We start from the raw sequence: 14,788 nt of genomic DNA, 5'->3' as shown, positions 1-14,788 counted from the left end.
GTACTTAAGTTAATACTCATTGCACCCTATCCCAACAGTCTTTCTGCTATCCTACCAAGGCCATCCCTGAAAACTCATCTCCCTGAAACAGCTATAGAGCCTTAACCCTATGAATATCCCTTTAAGGCTTAGAGCCAAATTTGCCAATTTAACAGCGGATGAATCTGCCGAACTCAAAACATTTTTTGCTAATCTGCCCGACCATGATTTTGAACTTCAACATTTGATTGAAGACAGTCTAGATGCATTGATCGAGGTTGTATTAGACAACGGTTTTGCGACCTGACGTTAGTTTGGTTTAAGCCTCTGGCAAACGAATTTGCGGCTACCGGAGCTAAGTCTGCCAGCGTAGACAACCGAAAATCAAGGGTTAGACGAACCAACGCCGATCGATTCTGTTTCGATAGCGGCGGTTTCAACCGCCAAAGTTCTGATCCCGAATTCACATTACCTAGCTCTTCTGCCAATTGTCTTGATGGTTGCTGGGGCAGAAGTCACGAGTTGATTGCAGCTTCAATCTCGGCGATGGAAACAGGGGTATCTGCCCCAGGCACTTCGACCACGGTGAGGTAGCCTGTGAACGATCGCCCCCCCAATCGAGTCAGGGCATTGAGAATGGGTGGCATATCCGCCTGTTGCAGTCGTCCTGTGTCGTCATAAAGCTCCAATGCAGACAGACAACCGATCGCCGGATTCCAACCTAAGCTCTTAGGATAGCGGTTGTTATTGGTAAAGAAGCCCGGATCTTCGCCACTTCCGTGAATCCGGAACAGCCCCCGGCCTGCTTTGCCTGCCCAATAACTCTGTTGAATCGGGAAGTAATTGCGCCAGGAGGGCGGCAGCAATGCTTGATAGGCTGTCAACGTTGCAGGCAGTTGACCGGGGCGACCCGGTACAAACTCCCGCACTCCCTCTTCATAGGGGGCAAACAGCTTCACCAGGTCGTAAGCCCCATACGCTCTAAATGTCTCCATATTGGCAGGTCGAACGCCCTCAATGCGATAGATCCCCTGAGGAGTCTGCCCACGGGTAAAGTTCCAGGACAACTCATGCAGCGATCGCAACAACAGAGGAATCGACCAGAGTTGCCCATTCTCCCGCAAGAATTGACCGTTACCATCCTTCACCACCGTCTGACACAACACTCCCCGGTCGGGTCGGCAAATCACATAGAGATGCACCTGGTTAGGGGCGATTGTCCATTTCAGTAGATCGCCCAGAGGGGGAGTTGTGGGTGTCTGCTGCAACAGAGCCAGATCGCGCAGCGTCGTAAACAGATAAATGTCCTGATTCCACTGGGGAAAGCGTTGTCGCAAGCGGTCGCCCAATCGTTGCCGTTGTTGGGGATCAAGCCCGGTTTTGACAAGGGCTGAGAGTGCCATAGCTGACCATTCGGGGTTGGGGCTACGCTCCACCGTTTGAAGAAACTGTTGCCCAATCGCCGCATAACCTGTGGGATTGCTGAAATAGAGTTGGGTCGCGATCTGCATTGCCATCTCAACGGTTCGCTGTTGAGGACGAGACAGACCTGACCGAGCTGTGAGTGAGACAATTTGGGCGATCGCCTCTGCCACATACGGTTCCTGCGGTTCAACGACTCCCGTTGTCCACAGCACATTTCGCCAGTGTCGCTCATTAGCATCGGTGACGGGATAGCGGCTCAGGTCGTAAGTTTCGGGGCGTACCTGCCGCACCTGCTGCTCTCGTTGTTGTTGTCGGGCTGCTGCGGTTGCCTGGGCGATCGCTCCCTGAATCTGAGTGGGAGCCGTAGTCACCACCAAGCTAAACGTCAGAATTCCCATCAGTAGAGCAACACCAAAACGGCTTGCCCAGCCAAGCTTGTAGCGCATAAACCGAGTGTGAGGAGAGTTCAAGGGTCAAGCATAGCAGAAGCCGGAAAAGGAAAAAAATAAGGAGGAGAGGAAAAAGAGGAATGAGGGATGAAGGATAAAGGATAAAAAGAGGAACCTGAAAACTTACCTGAATTGGATCAAAATTGGGGCAGTCGAAACCGCAGACGCTTCACTTCAGTCATGGATGGGTTAGAGCGTCCTTCTCCCGCTTCCTTTTAAACTGGAACTGACTTACAACTCGTTCTGGTAATGGCATGAATCTTCTAATTAGTAACGATGACGGCATCTTCGCATTAGGCATTCGCACACTGGCAAACACTCTGGCGGAGGCAGGGCATCAGGTCACAGTAGTCTGCCCTGATCGGGAGCGATCGGCAACGGGACACGGCTTAACCCTCCACGATCCCATTCGAGCTGAACGAGTTGAATCGGCGTTTCACTCCAGCATTCATGCCTGGGCGTGTTCTGGAACTCCATCTGATTGTGTCAAGCTTGCCCTCGGAGCCTTGTTAGAAAGCCCGCCCGATCTGGTTCTGTCGGGCATTAACCATGGCTCTAACCTGGGAACGGATGTGCTTTATTCGGGTACGGTGTCCGCCGCGATGGAGGGAGTGATTGAAGGCATTCCGGGGATTGCCTTTAGCCTGACCAGTTTTTCCAGTCGGACCTTTCAACCTGCGGCTGAGTTTGCTCGTAGCCTGGTACAGCAGATTGAAAAAGCTCCTCTGCCCCAGCTAATGTTGCTAAACGTTAACATTCCAGCCGTTAGTTCTGAGCAAATTGCCGGAGTGATGGTGACTCGCCAGGGTGTTCGTCGTTACTTTGATATGTTTGAAAAGCGGATTGACCCCAGGGGGAAGACTTATTATTGGTTGGCAGGTGAGGTACTCGAAGATGTGGATGAATCAGATCCAGATGTTTTGTCTCCGTTTGGAGCCACTGCCTCAAGAGTTGATTTAGAATGGATCAGCAGCACGATGACAGATGTACAAGCAATTCGGCAGAACTACATCACTGTTACACCGTTGCAATATAACTTGACTTCCATTTCAGGGCTGGCAAAATTGCAGAATTGGCAACCGATTTTTTTTAAATAGCGTTAAATTTGATAGGAATTGCTCTGACTTGGGATGTTTCTATAGGTAGGAACAGTCTAGACTGGAGCTAAATCACGCAATGTTGTTTGATGCAATGTTGCTTATATGCCTTCACTAAAGCTTTTTAGTTGAGGTTTCGTATCTGCCCACTTTGTGTGGAAGTTTGATTGAGAAGGGTGCCCTGTAAAGATTTCTACCAATCTGCAACGGAGGCTGTATTCCTGAGACAATGCTTGCCAGATTGTAAGTAGATTAAGATCTAGGCTAATCAACGCTTGGGAGCAAGGCTCATCTTTTAAGACTCGACCGAGTCCGGTAGGGAACATTCATGTCTAAGATGCAAAACCAGTTCACAGTTCGCTTTTGGGGTGTCAGAGGCAGTATTGCATGTCCTGGACCTGAAACAGTGCGGTATGGCGGCAATACATCCTGTATCGAGATGCAGGTCGCTGGTCATCGGCTGATTTTTGATGGTGGAACGGGGCTGCGTGTTCTCGGACAGGCACTCATGCGAGAACTACCTATAGAAGGGCACCTGTTCTTTACCCACTCCCATTGGGATCACATTCAAGGTTTTCCATTCTTTGTGCCTGCCTTCATTAAGGGCAACAAGTTCAAGATTTATGGGGCGATCGCCCCGAATGGTTCCACGATCGAGCAACGGTTGAACGACCAGATGCTCCATCCCAACTTCCCGGTTCCTCTCCAGATCATGGGCGCAGACCTGACTTTCTGTGACATTGATATTGGTGAGACGGTTAAAATTGGCGATATCCAGGTCGAAAATGCCCTGCTCAATCACCCAGGTGAAGCGGTTGGCTATCGGGTGAATTGGAATGGGCACGCCGTTGCCTACGTGACCGACACCGAACACTTTACCGATCGCCTCGATGAGCACGTCCTCTGGTTAGCGCGTGAGGCTGACTTGATGATTTATGATGCGACCTACACAGACGAAGAATACTATTCTGAGAAGTCGAGCAAAGTCGGTTGGGGGCATTCGACCTGGCAAGAAGCGGTCAAAGTCGCAAAGGCAGCCAACGTTAAAAAGTTGGTGATCTTCCACCATGACCCACTCCACAGCGATGCCTTTATGGATCAGATTCAGGAGAACACAGCTGAGGCATTCCCCAATAGTGTGGTCGCCTGGGAGGGGTTAGAGATTGATCTACTCGCCTCGCCTACTAACGTCCCTGCCGAAGAGGCATCTGAGGCAAAATTGTCAGCCTGATCCCAAATTTGATGTGGCTTGTCAAAACTTTCCCTGGTTTTGTGTCGGCTCTGTATCGTGTCAACCCTGTTTTGTGTCAGAATGTAAAGCGTGTGGATTACTTCCTCTTTAGACACTGTTCGCATTCCAACACGGGTTGCCCTGGGAAACTTTGACGGAGTTCATCGGGGGCATCGACGTGTTATTGAGCCGATTTTAGATTCACCTGCCGTTGTCGAGTTGGGGGTGAAGCCAAATGGGTATCGAAATGGAGCGTTGCATGGCGGTTCTGTGGATGAGGCGATCGCTCCTGGCGTCCAGCAACCTCACTCCACCGTCTTAACCTTTCGTCCCCATCCGCAAGAGTTTTTCACGGGGCAACAACGCCAACTGTTAACCCCCCTTGACGAAAAAGTGGTATGTCTGCGGGACATGGGGGTGCAACAACTGGTTCTGTTGCCGTTTGATCAAACCCTGGCAGAGATGTCAGCTCAAGATTTTGTAGAAATCATTTTGGTGCAGCGGCTAAGAGTGCAGGAAATCAGCGTCGGTCAAGATTTTCGGTTTGGCTGCAAGCGATCGGGTACGACGGAAGACCTGAAGGCGATCGCTGCTGCCTATGGTGTAGCCGTTCAAATCATCCCACTGCACACCTCCAACGGAGAGCGCATCAGCAGTTCTGCGATTCGCCAGGCCCTACAATCGGGTGATCTGGCGCAGGCTAATCATTTGTTAGGTCGCCCCTATACCCTCATGGGTGAAGTTGTCCACGGACAACAACTGGGTCGTCTACTGGGGTTTCCGACTGCTAATCTCAAGCTGCCAACTGAGAAATTTTTGCCGCATCGGGGGGTGTATTCCGTGCGAGTGTCGGGATCAGCCCTCACTCCGTCCGGGGGCTCTGTAGCAGGCGTGATGAATATTGGCAATCGCCCCACTGTTGATGGGGTGAAGCAAACGATCGAAGTTCACCTGTTGGATTGGTCAGGCGATCTGTACGGGCAAACCTTGACGGTGAGCCTGGAAAAGTTTATTCGTCCTGAACAAAAATTTGCTTCGCTAGACGCATTAAAGGCTCAAATCCAGGCAGACTGCGAGATGGCGCGATCGCTCCTGGCTATTACCCCATTGCCCTAAGTTAGAGTAGGGGAAAGGGGAGTCAGGTCACGAAGCTCATTACACAGGGCTGGGTTACACACAAAATTCTAAAAACTATGAGAGACAGCATTGAACAGCTCACCCAAAATCTGGGACGCACGATTGTGGGTAAGGCTGAGGCAATTCGATTGGTATTAGTAGCTCTATTATCCGGTGGTCACGCTCTGTTAGAAGATGTGCCCGGTGTCGGCAAAACCTTATTAGCAAAATCGCTGGCTCGTTCGATTGATGGGCAATTTCAGCGGATTCAATGCACCCCCGATTTGCTGCCAACGGATGTTACAGGCACCAACATCTGGAATCCTCGTACAGGTGAGTTTGAATTTTCGCCTGGTCCTGTCTTCGCCAATGTGTTGCTGGCAGACGAAATTAATCGGGCAACTCCCCGCACCCAATCTGCTCTGCTAGAGGTGATGGAGGAACACCAGGTCACCGTGGATGGGGTGTCTCGACTGGTTCCCAGTCCCTTTTTTGTCATCGCCACGCAAAACCCAGTGGAGTATCAGGGAACCTTTCCCCTGCCTGAGGCACAGATGGATCGCTTTGCGCTGTCGTTGAGCCTGGGGTATCCCACTGAAACAGAAGAATTGCAGATGTTGCAGCGATTACAGCAGGGTACATCGGTGGATGAACTCAAACCCACCCTGTCTCTGGCAGATGTAGTAGAGTTGCGTCGCCTTTGTGCTCAGGTGCGGGTAGAACGGCCGTTGCAGCAATACATTCTCGATTTGATTCGGGCGACTCGTCAGGACGAAGAAATTATTTTAGGGGTCAGCCCACGGGGATCGGTGGCATTACAGCGGGCAATTCAAGCCCTCGCTTTTCTGGAGGGAAGGGATTATGCCATTCCAGATGATGTGAAGTTTTTGGCTCCCCATGTGTTGTCGCATCGCCTGATTCCGGCGGGAGGGCGACGGGCACGAGGCATTGTAGAGCGGTTGTTGCGCTCCACGCCAATTCCTTAAGGGAAGGATGAGGGATGAAGGGTAAGAATGAGAGATAAAGGCTAAAGCAAGAGAGGTGGTGAGAGCGTGGGAGGGTGCGAAATATAGCTTGGGTCAGCAAACTCAGGACAAAGGTTATGACTCAAACCCTGATTCTAGGGAGCTTTCTGACTCGCCTCCGCCCCATTGGATGGGGCTACGGCTATACCAACCATCTCACTCTCTCATCCTGCCTCGTTGAATCTCTATCCTTACTCAAATAGCACTACCCTTCATCCTTCATTTTTTGCTCTTCCCTTTCCTCTCTTTCGTTTTATCGCTGCATGTGTTGTTCTAGTAGCTGTTTTGCTCTGGGTTTGTAGAGCAAATAAAACAATGACTCTAGATAGCGCAGCATGTCTTCCCGGTTTTCCTGGGAGGTGTAGTTCCAGAAGCCGTAAATGCGGGCTAACGAGAGTAGGCGGGTGGTGTGAATTTTCCAGGTGTAAGTGCTATACACTCGGTCGATCGCCCGTTGTGAAATCGTAGACCAGTAATCAGGGTTTGCCTCGCATTTGGTGATGAAGTTGAGAATGATCGTTGCCATCTCCTCCGGTTGAGTGGGGTTGATGTAGAAGCCGTTTACCCCGTCTTGAATGATTTCTAAGGGTCCGCCAAAGCGAGTGGCAAAAGTGGGCAACCCGGTGATCATTGCTTCTAGAACCGTTAAACCGAATGCTTCAAACAGAGCAGGTTGAACGAAGACCCCCTGGCGATCGCCAATAATTCGGTAAATCTCGCCGGAATCAGTCTTGGAGAGCCGCACTCCTAGCCAGCGAATTTTGCCGTACAGATTGTATTGCTCAATGATGTGATAGAGCTTTTCAATCTCGCTTGCTTCTTCATGATCAGCGGTGTCCTCGGTGCGAAGCTTGCCAGCAATCAGAATCAGGTTGCACTGCTCTTGTAGGTCTTTACTCTTGCCAAAGCACTCGGCTAAGCCGGTCAAGTTTTTGATGCGATCGAGCCGTGCCATGGAGAAGAGCGGGCGTTTGCTGGGATCGTCTAACTTGCCGAAAATTTGGTCAGGATCATCGTCTGTAAACAGGAGAGCCTCTAACCGCTGCCGTTCGCCTGACAAACGCTCTTGAGTATTGGTATAGGGAAAGAAATAGGTTTCGTTGACTCCCGGAGGCACCACGTTAAATTTGGGGCTAAACAGCTCGACCCCATGCACAACATGGTATAGCTCTGGCATGGTAAAAGCCTGATAGGACTCGTATTGCCCGACGCTATCAGTCGTGCCCACAATCTCTTGGTAGGTACTGCTGATAATGAAATTAGAAGCATTCATCGCAATCAAGTCGGCGGTGAATTGCAGCGAGAAGTGATATTTGTCCTCTAACTCGTGCCAGTAGAGGTTGCTGAACAGGTACTTAGACTTTTCTAAAGCGTGAGCAATAATGCATTGCGTCACCTTGAGACGACGGGCTAACAAAAACGCCACAAGATTGCCATCCGAGTAGTTGCCGACAATCAAGTCAGGGCGGGCTTGAAACTCTGCCAGGAGTGCCTTTTCAGCGTCGATCGCGTAACTCTCGACATAGGGCCAGATCTCAAATCGGGAGATCCAGTTTTGCGTCACTTTGGAGTTAAATTCTCGGAAGGGCACGCGCAAAATCCAGGCGTTGTCAGTACCGTAGACCTTTTCCAGGGGTTGGTTGCAACGGGTGCCGTCGCTATTGGGAATCAAGCGGGTCAGAATGATCACCTTGGGCTGAACTTTGAGAACGCTTAAACCCGATAGCTCAACATCCTCCTGCATCTGCTTCTCAAGGCTTTTCGCCTGATCCAGCACATACACTACCTGTCCGCCTGTGTCGGGTCTGCCCAACACACCCTCCTGCCCAAACCATCCGTGGGGTGACACCAGGACAATCCGGAAAATCATAGGAATGCGGGACAGAAACGCTTCCAAAGTTTGTGGGTCGGGCGAGTCAATCAGGGAGTCCAACAGTTCTAACGTCTCCCGCACTCGCTCGGCAGTGTTGCCCCATCCCGGCTCAAAACCAATGGATTGAAGGTCAAAGCGGAAGTTGGTGTAGGGTTCATGGTTGGGGCGATCGCCCACCATGGTTAACGCCCGTTTAACTCGCGCCGAGAGTTCCTGTTGTGTCGTGATGCGCTCGTTGATGAGCAGTTGGCTACCGTCATAGCGATGCAGGCTAAGAAATTTGTAGAGCGTCTCTAGCCATTGCTGAGAATCTGACAACTTACTGGACAGATAGCGGTTGAGAAATTGCACTCCTTTGCCGATGTTTTTCGGATCTCGGATCAGTGGGGAATAGTCGTAAAACGGTTGCAAGTCGATTTGCAGGATGCCGCCTTCGTTGGGGTGCGATCGCTTGACGTGGCGATCGCGGGTTTCCAGCAATTCCTGAATAGTCAATGGCTCAACCGCCAAATCTTCAGTCACTCGAAAGGCTTGCGATCGGGCAATTTCAGGACGAATGACGATACAAAAACTGCTCTCGTCTAAAATAATTTCCTGTGTATAAAAAATCAGCTTTCCCAGGTTAGACGATCGCTGAAATGCCTCTGGTTTCTGCTGATTAGCGCAATACTCGATAAACGTAATCACAATATCGTTGCGCAATAAATACTGCTTGTCCTGCTGGCGCAACCCTCGCAAAAACTGCCGCAGATCAGCTTTCTCGTCACTCTCGACAACCGCATAGATCAGTTCAAACATGGACCCCCCAAAACAAAACGTTTGGCTTCTACCCTATTGAACTGTCTGATCCCACGTTTCGTTCCCTATCTTCTTGAGGAATTTTATAAAGAAAAGAGGAAAAATACAGTGGCGTAACAATTGACCAATGACCAACGACGATTGACAATTGACTGGGTTGAGACGAGGGAGATAGCGATTGTGGCGCAGTTTTTGCTGGTGACCGATTTAGATAACACCCTCGTAGGGGATGAGGCGGCGTTGGTGGAGTTAAACCAGCGATTGACGTGGCATCGAGAGCAATTTGGAACCAAGATTGTCTACTCAACGGGGCGATCGCCCACTTCTTATCGACAACTGTGTTCCGAGCAGACGCTTTTAACCCCAGATGCCTTAGTGACCGGAGTGGGTACAGCGATTTACTACGAAGACCACTCTACCTCCGATGCTAGCTGGGCAGATCGACTCGCTACCCAATGGGATCGGGACAAGGTTGTGGCGATCGCGGCTCATTTTGCTGATCTCGTGCCCCAACCAGACTCCGAGCAGGGAGCCTTTAAGGTGAGCTTTTATTTAGAAGAGGCGATCGCAGCAGATGTGATTCCGCAACTCGAAACCAGTCTTAAGGTACAGGATCTCAACATTAAGTTGATCTACAGTGGCGGTCAAGATTTGGACATCTTGCCGACGCAAGCCGACAAGGGATTAGCCATGACTTTTTTAAGGGAGAAATGGCAATTAAGTCCAGCTCAGACGGTTGTTTGCGGAGATTCTGGAAACGACCGTGCTTTGTTTAGTATGGGCGATGAGCGTGGCATCATCGTCGGCAACGCTATGCCCGAATTACTCCAATGGCACAAATCCAATCCCAAACCCCACCATTATCTCGCCAACGCCCGATGCGCTGGTGGCATTTTGGAGGGATTGCACCACTTTGGGTGGTTCTAAATTCAGCTAGCCCGAAGTCGGGATAGGGATTGTGGCGGTTGAAACGGCAGACTCCAGCGTGAGCCTCAACCGAAGACTACAAGAGCAAGGCCGATTGGCATTGGTTCGGCAAATCTTGATTTTCCGCAGTCCGCGCAGGTGAACCTGGCTCTGATAGCCGCGAATTCATTCGCCAGGTGCTTAGTACTGCTATTCATAGATAGGGTTTGGAAATAAAACCAGGGGGGTGTGGGGTTCCACCCCTACACCCCAAATTCCCACCCTTATTGACGACGAGTTGTACTTAGGAACGCGAATTAAATAACCTGAAAAACGGCAACCCCATGTACGGGCGCGGCATTCGGCAGAGGGTTCTGAAACAATGGCAAGGGCTTTTGACCAAATGCTACGCCCCTACGCCAGGAATTACACCTTAATCAATTCGCGATTCTTAATCGTTATCCCACTCTTCGCGTCCGAGCAGATCGCCGACTCTGTCTCTCAACAGAAAATTACTTTTCTCTAATTCACACTCTACATATGCCCATTCACGAGCAGGAATATATTTGCAGAGCGCGTAAATGGGTTGCTGGCGACTTATAACCCCCTCTTGAACGAGGTGGCGAGCCTCATCTCTGATGAGATCCATAGAGTATTGAATAGATTGAAGCATGATTCACCCTCGATCCGTTGTGGCTAAAAGTCTATTGGTTAAGAAATTAAACTTTATATATGAATGATTGTATCGATTTGAAACTTAAAAGGCTAGTTTTAGTAGTGATATATACCGAATTAATTCTATCCCCAGGGTAGGCAACCTATCAAGTATGTTAATAACTGTCACAAAAATCAGAGAACTCGAATATTGATCAGGATACGCTGTTGCAGAGTGCGTTATGTGATAAAGAAACGAGTCTCTCAAGAGTTGCTTGATTATCTTAGATCCGTGTCATCATTCCAGATGGCTTGGGATTGAATTCTAAAGGTTTTTATAAGATTTGGGTGCTGATGTTGTCTACAAAACCTGACATTTTCCCGTAAATCAGCTAGATCTAGCAGCAACACGCTAAAAACTAAATCCCCATGATGCCGTTCCGTTGGTCTAATCTTCTGGAATCCTGTATTGGATGGTGGAAAAGCAATCGTGCTCACCCAAAAGTTACCTTACTGGCGATCGCGACCCTGCCTCTCTTTGCTTTCATTTTGGGGTTCTCCAATTTACCCACTGCCGACAGAACGAGCCTTGCCGAAGCATCAATAGACGCAGAAACTCCCCTAGACACAGAAGCCGCTGTAGAAGCCGAAAGTGTTGTTGATGAGCCAGGTCAGATTGTTGAAGCTCCAAGCCCCGAAACAGCTCAAAAGTCTTCCCTCGATGCCAGTTGTGCAGCGGGGCAAGAAGTAGCGACTACGGCATCTCATCCAGCGGGCGATTTGACTGAGTTACTCAATTGGGCCATCAGCCCTGAAACCAGCTTTACGACTTTGGTGAGCCAGTTGGGACCCGTCGTCGCAGCACAACTGGCGGCACGCCCGTTTCCTGAAATCCACGAACGGGCGAGACAGTCGAGAGTTCCTGTGTTGATGTATCACGACATTCTGCCAGAAAAAGAGGTGTTCTTTGATGTCACCCCAGAAGAGTTTGAGGCGCATCTGCAACTGATCAAACAGAATGGACTGACCCCCATCAACCTCGACCAGTTGGTTGCCCATCTGTCAACGGGAGTGCCGCTGCCGGAAAAGCCCGTGTTGTTAACCTTTGACGATGGCTACGAGGGGCACTACACCTATGTGTTGCCCTTACTTCGTAAGTATGGCTATCCCGGTATTTTTGGCATCTATACCGATAAGGTCGGCAGAAATTATGGGCGGTCGAGCCTGACCTGGGAACAACTGCGAGAAATGGCAGCCGACCCTCTGGTTACGATCGCCTCTCACAGTCTCAGCCACCGCCGTTTAGATGAGATTCCAGATCACCAGGTGCGGCGCGAGGTGGTGGAGTCCAAACGGATTCTGGAGGAGCAACTTGGCATTCCCATCAACCACTTTGTCTATCCTGAAGGCAACTATAGCGATCGCGCCAAATATTGGGTACAACTGGCGGGATATCATTCCGCGCTGACTATGGATGATGAGGAGAACAAGTTTGCGGGTGAGTCAGATAGTCTATTGACTATTGAGCGGATCGGGCAATCGCAAATCGCAGAAGTCATCGCTCAAGCTTACGGTGGTCCTCCGTTGCCAACCTGGGGCACAAACTTTAACTTCAATAATCCGGTTCAACTCAACCGCGTTAACCTGGAGGGAACGCCGCTGATCTTGATTTCAGGGGGCAAGCCCGTCACCATTCACGCTGACAGTCGTTATCAGGTGCCCGAAATCATCGCCAACACCAATGCGATCGCGGCAGTTGATGGTGGGTTCTTTTCACTCAAATATCTGGATTCCAACGTCATGATTGGACCTGTTTTGAGCCACAATACCCAAACCTTTATCCCTGGAAATGCCAGCGAGAACCCTCGCCTCAACGGTCGTCCACTCGTTTTGATTGGTCATGACGCCGTGAAGTTTGTGCCCTTCGATGCCGCTCGCCACAACGTTCTAGAAGGAGTGCAAGCAGAGATGGCTAATGTCACTGATGCATTTGTCGCCGCTGCCTGGTTAGTCAAAGATAGTCAACCCCAACCGGATGAAGCGTTTGGTGACTTGTTTGATTTCAACGCAGCGCGACATCGAGCGTTTTGGGGAATCGACCAGACCGGGCAACCCGTGATTGGAGTTTCCGCTGAGCCAATTGGCTCGGTTGATTTAGGCAGATTGCTCGCTCAGGCTGGGTTCCGAGATGCGGTCATGCTTGACTCTGGGGCAAGCACTTCTCTGGCGTATCAGGGTGAGTCTCTGGTGGGCTACATTCCTCGCCCCGTTCCCCATGTCGTCGCATTGGTTCCTCCGCAAGTTGAGGTCGCAACCTCTCCAACATGTGCTCTCGTGTCTGACCGACGCACTGAGGATTAAGTCAAGATGAGTTCGACTATTCAAACCTCGAATCAATCTCAGCCTCAACCCACACCTACCGATAAGGGTGGAGTTGAGCCGCTCATGCAACCGCCTCAACCTGTGCCATCTAAACCGGAGCAGGCAAAGCCGGAGTCGTTGTCCCTGGCATCTGCCTCGGCAGTGAGTCACGCAGGGCAGCCCCGACCCAACCCTCATCAGCCGAAACCACCGGGATACGCTAAGAAAAACGTGAGCCAACCCCAACCTGGTCGAGTGGAATCATCGGCAGTGCAAGCTAGTCAAGCGCAATCCAGTCAGGTGCAGGTTAACCAAACGCAGCCAACCCAGGCGCAAGTTGGCTCTGTATCGTTGAGCCAGGAGCAGGTGGGGACTCCGTCCACGCCATCCCAATCAAACCAACCTAAACCCACTCAACTCACAGCAGACCAGACTCAAGCAGACCAGACTCAGGCAGACAAAACTCAGACAGTCAAAGCTCAGCCCACGCCTTCATCGGTTGCGTCTGGGCAAACGGTCACTGCGGTAAAACCCGCTCAGACAACTCAATCCATAAGCACAGTACAGCCCGTTGCATTGCCGAAACCTGCGGTCAAGGTGCTGTATTCTCCTGGCAACCGTCCTCGCTCAAAGTGGCGAATTTTTGTGGGGGCGATCGCTCTGGTGAGTGTATGGGTGGTGCTGATTCATTTGCTCGTCGCCCAAATTACTCAACAAACTCCGCTGCAACTGGCGGATGTAGGGTTTTTGGAGTCGCCTCAATTGCTGCAACTGGCAAAGCCTGATATCACTCCTAAGGTCATTCCGGCACCGTTATCCACAACGGAGGTAGTTGCTCCTACGGCATCTGCACCGGGTTATGGGCATTTCTTATACGGGGAGGTAAGCCCGGATGAATTGATGATCGTGGGGAGTTATTCGCAGGCGATCGAGGAACGATTTGAACGGATGCAAGAGGCGGCGGGCTTGGCTCTGTTGCGGATGATTGATGCGGCTCGACAGGACGGAGTCTGGTTGGTGCCCGTTTCAGGATTTCGTGATTTTGCCCGTCAGGAGATGCTGTTTCAACTGCAAATTGAGCAGGTGGGGTCTGCAAAGGCGGCGGCGCGATCGGTGGCACCGGCGGGTTACAGCGAACACCACACAGGCTATGCAGTGGATCTCGCGGATGGCTTGGCACGGGCAATGGATCTCAGTCTTGCGTTTGGCAATACGCCTGCATTTAAGTGGTTAAACCGCCATGCTGCTGCGTTTGGGTTTGAGTTATCGTTTCCTGAAAACAATCCACAAGGTGTGATGTATGAGCCTTGGCACTGGCGGTTTGTCGGCTCCCCGGATGCGACTCAAACGTTTGCTCAGGCACGCCAAATCGCTGGGTAGGAATTGCAGGCCGAAAGGATGATGGATGTAATCAATCCGCAAACGGTACGGGCGGGTTTAGCAGACCAGTCTGCACCCTGCAATGGGTTTGACGGCAAAACCCATCCTTCCCAACCTCCCCTTACCAAGAGCTACGGTGCGTACACATCTTTGCTTTGTCAATGGGATACGCGGTTACGGCAATGAATTCGAGAACCGGGCATTGGGGGAAGCTTCCCCCAAACCCCCATGGGGGGACGCCACTACCTCCCCCAAACCCCCTAGCAGAAGGTGTTTCGGTGAATCCAAAGGCGCGCTTCGCATCGGTTCCAAGTACAGGTGTTTCTGATCGGGTCAAGATCTTTGATAAAGGCTCAAGTCCCCCAGAATTGGGGGATTTGGGGCTATGAAGACTTGTGGGTACACAATAGTTACCCAGGTGAGGTTGGGAGGGGTCAGATGTGTAGTTCTAAAAGATTGAATTGGTATTATAGCTTTGGTCAGAAAGCTTAAGG

The 14,788-nt window shown here is 50.9% G+C and carries 12 protein-coding genes; 9 read left to right on the top strand and 3 right to left on the bottom strand.

What is annotated here, in order from left to right:
• The first annotated feature begins 109 nt into the window (after positions 1 to 109).
• Entirely contained in the window at positions 110 to 286 is a 177-nt protein-coding gene (locus H6G89_RS25000; protein WP_190511585.1) for a hypothetical protein, read from the top strand.
• Positions 287 to 494: 208 nt separating this feature from the next.
• Here H6G89_RS25000 and H6G89_RS24995 read toward each other — a convergent pair whose 3' ends face one another.
• Positions 495 to 1,850 (bottom strand): hypothetical protein, encoded by a 1,356-nt coding sequence (locus H6G89_RS24995; RefSeq protein ID WP_190511583.1) that lies wholly within the window; start codon positions 1,848 to 1,850, stop codon positions 495 to 497.
• Positions 1,851 to 2,107: 257 nt separating this feature from the next.
• On the opposite strand from H6G89_RS24995, the gene surE reads away from it, so the two are divergent.
• The 5 genes from surE to H6G89_RS35885 all read left to right on the top strand — a co-directional run bounded on the left by surE (position 2,108) and on the right by H6G89_RS35885 (position 6,525).
• Positions 2,108 to 2,950: a 5'/3'-nucleotidase SurE gene (gene surE, locus H6G89_RS24990; RefSeq protein ID WP_190511582.1), complete on the top strand. Its 843-nt coding sequence runs from the start codon at positions 2,108 to 2,110 to the stop codon at positions 2,948 to 2,950.
• A 328-nt stretch (positions 2,951 to 3,278) separates the two neighbouring features.
• Complete coding sequence (locus tag H6G89_RS24985) at positions 3,279 to 4,181, top strand: MBL fold metallo-hydrolase (protein ID WP_190511580.1); 903 nt, start codon at positions 3,279 to 3,281, stop codon at positions 4,179 to 4,181.
• A gap of 90 nt (positions 4,182 to 4,271) precedes the next feature.
• On the top strand, positions 4,272 to 5,297 hold the full coding sequence (locus H6G89_RS24980; protein WP_190511578.1) for a bifunctional riboflavin kinase/FAD synthetase: 1,026 nt from the start codon (positions 4,272 to 4,274) through the stop codon (positions 5,295 to 5,297).
• Between the two features lie 77 nt (positions 5,298 to 5,374).
• On the top strand, positions 5,375 to 6,283 hold the full coding sequence (locus H6G89_RS24975; protein WP_190511576.1) for an AAA family ATPase: 909 nt from the start codon (positions 5,375 to 5,377) through the stop codon (positions 6,281 to 6,283).
• Between the two features lie 116 nt (positions 6,284 to 6,399).
• Complete coding sequence (locus tag H6G89_RS35885; RefSeq protein ID WP_255519504.1) at positions 6,400 to 6,525, top strand: hypothetical protein; 126 nt, start codon at positions 6,400 to 6,402, stop codon at positions 6,523 to 6,525.
• A 50-nt stretch (positions 6,526 to 6,575) separates the two neighbouring features.
• Here H6G89_RS35885 and H6G89_RS24970 read toward each other — a convergent pair whose 3' ends face one another.
• Positions 6,576 to 8,993 carry a sucrose synthase gene (locus H6G89_RS24970; RefSeq protein ID WP_190511574.1) on the bottom strand — a complete coding sequence of 806 codons (2,418 nt, stop codon included), beginning with the start codon at positions 8,991 to 8,993 and terminating at the stop codon, positions 6,576 to 6,578.
• 141 nt (positions 8,994 to 9,134) lie between these two features.
• On the opposite strand from H6G89_RS24970, the gene H6G89_RS24965 reads away from it, so the two are divergent.
• Positions 9,135 to 9,920 (top strand): sucrose-phosphate phosphatase, encoded by a 786-nt coding sequence (locus tag H6G89_RS24965; protein ID WP_199336911.1) that lies wholly within the window; start codon positions 9,135 to 9,137, stop codon positions 9,918 to 9,920.
• Positions 9,921 to 10,350: 430 nt separating this feature from the next.
• Here H6G89_RS24965 and H6G89_RS24960 read toward each other — a convergent pair whose 3' ends face one another.
• Positions 10,351 to 10,572, bottom strand: a complete 222-nt coding sequence (locus H6G89_RS24960) for a DUF4327 family protein (RefSeq protein ID WP_190511572.1) — start codon at positions 10,570 to 10,572, stop codon at positions 10,351 to 10,353.
• A 410-nt stretch (positions 10,573 to 10,982) separates the two neighbouring features.
• On the opposite strand from H6G89_RS24960, the gene H6G89_RS24955 reads away from it, so the two are divergent.
• Both H6G89_RS24955 and H6G89_RS35255 read left to right on the top strand, forming a co-directional pair.
• Positions 10,983 to 12,914: a polysaccharide deacetylase family protein gene (locus H6G89_RS24955; protein ID WP_242060111.1), complete on the top strand. Its 1,932-nt coding sequence runs from the start codon at positions 10,983 to 10,985 to the stop codon at positions 12,912 to 12,914.
• 6 nt (positions 12,915 to 12,920) lie between these two features.
• Complete coding sequence (locus tag H6G89_RS35255; RefSeq protein ID WP_242060110.1) at positions 12,921 to 14,294, top strand: D-alanyl-D-alanine carboxypeptidase family protein; 1,374 nt, start codon at positions 12,921 to 12,923, stop codon at positions 14,292 to 14,294.
• The last annotated feature ends 494 nt before the right edge of the window (positions 14,295 to 14,788 follow it).

This window comes from Oscillatoria sp. FACHB-1407, assembly GCF_014697545.1.
Taxonomy (GTDB): domain Bacteria; phylum Cyanobacteriota; class Cyanobacteriia; order Elainellales; family Elainellaceae; genus FACHB-1407.
This window is presented reverse-complemented; position numbering and strand designations above follow the sequence as displayed.

Excerpts from the sequence above, each read along its gene's own strand:
- H6G89_RS25000 (WP_190511585.1), top strand. The coding sequence starts at position 110 with ATGAATATCCCTTTAAGGCTTAGAGCCAAATTTGCCAATTTAACAGCG.
- H6G89_RS24995 (WP_190511583.1), bottom strand. The coding sequence starts at position 1,850 with ATGCGCTACAAGCTTGGCTGGGCAAGCCGTTTTGGTGTTGCTCTACTG.
- surE (WP_190511582.1), top strand. The coding sequence starts at position 2,108 with ATGAATCTTCTAATTAGTAACGATGACGGCATCTTCGCATTAGGCATT.
- H6G89_RS24985 (WP_190511580.1), top strand. The coding sequence starts at position 3,279 with ATGTCTAAGATGCAAAACCAGTTCACAGTTCGCTTTTGGGGTGTCAGA.
- H6G89_RS24975 (WP_190511576.1), top strand. The coding sequence starts at position 5,375 with ATGAGAGACAGCATTGAACAGCTCACCCAAAATCTGGGACGCACGATT.
- H6G89_RS35885 (WP_255519504.1), top strand. The coding sequence starts at position 6,400 with ATGACTCAAACCCTGATTCTAGGGAGCTTTCTGACTCGCCTCCGCCCC.
- H6G89_RS24970 (WP_190511574.1), bottom strand. The coding sequence starts at position 8,993 with ATGTTTGAACTGATCTATGCGGTTGTCGAGAGTGACGAGAAAGCTGAT.
- H6G89_RS24960 (WP_190511572.1), bottom strand. The coding sequence starts at position 10,572 with ATGCTTCAATCTATTCAATACTCTATGGATCTCATCAGAGATGAGGCT.
- H6G89_RS24955 (WP_242060111.1), top strand. The coding sequence starts at position 10,983 with ATGATGCCGTTCCGTTGGTCTAATCTTCTGGAATCCTGTATTGGATGG.
- H6G89_RS35255 (WP_242060110.1), top strand. The coding sequence starts at position 12,921 with ATGAGTTCGACTATTCAAACCTCGAATCAATCTCAGCCTCAACCCACA.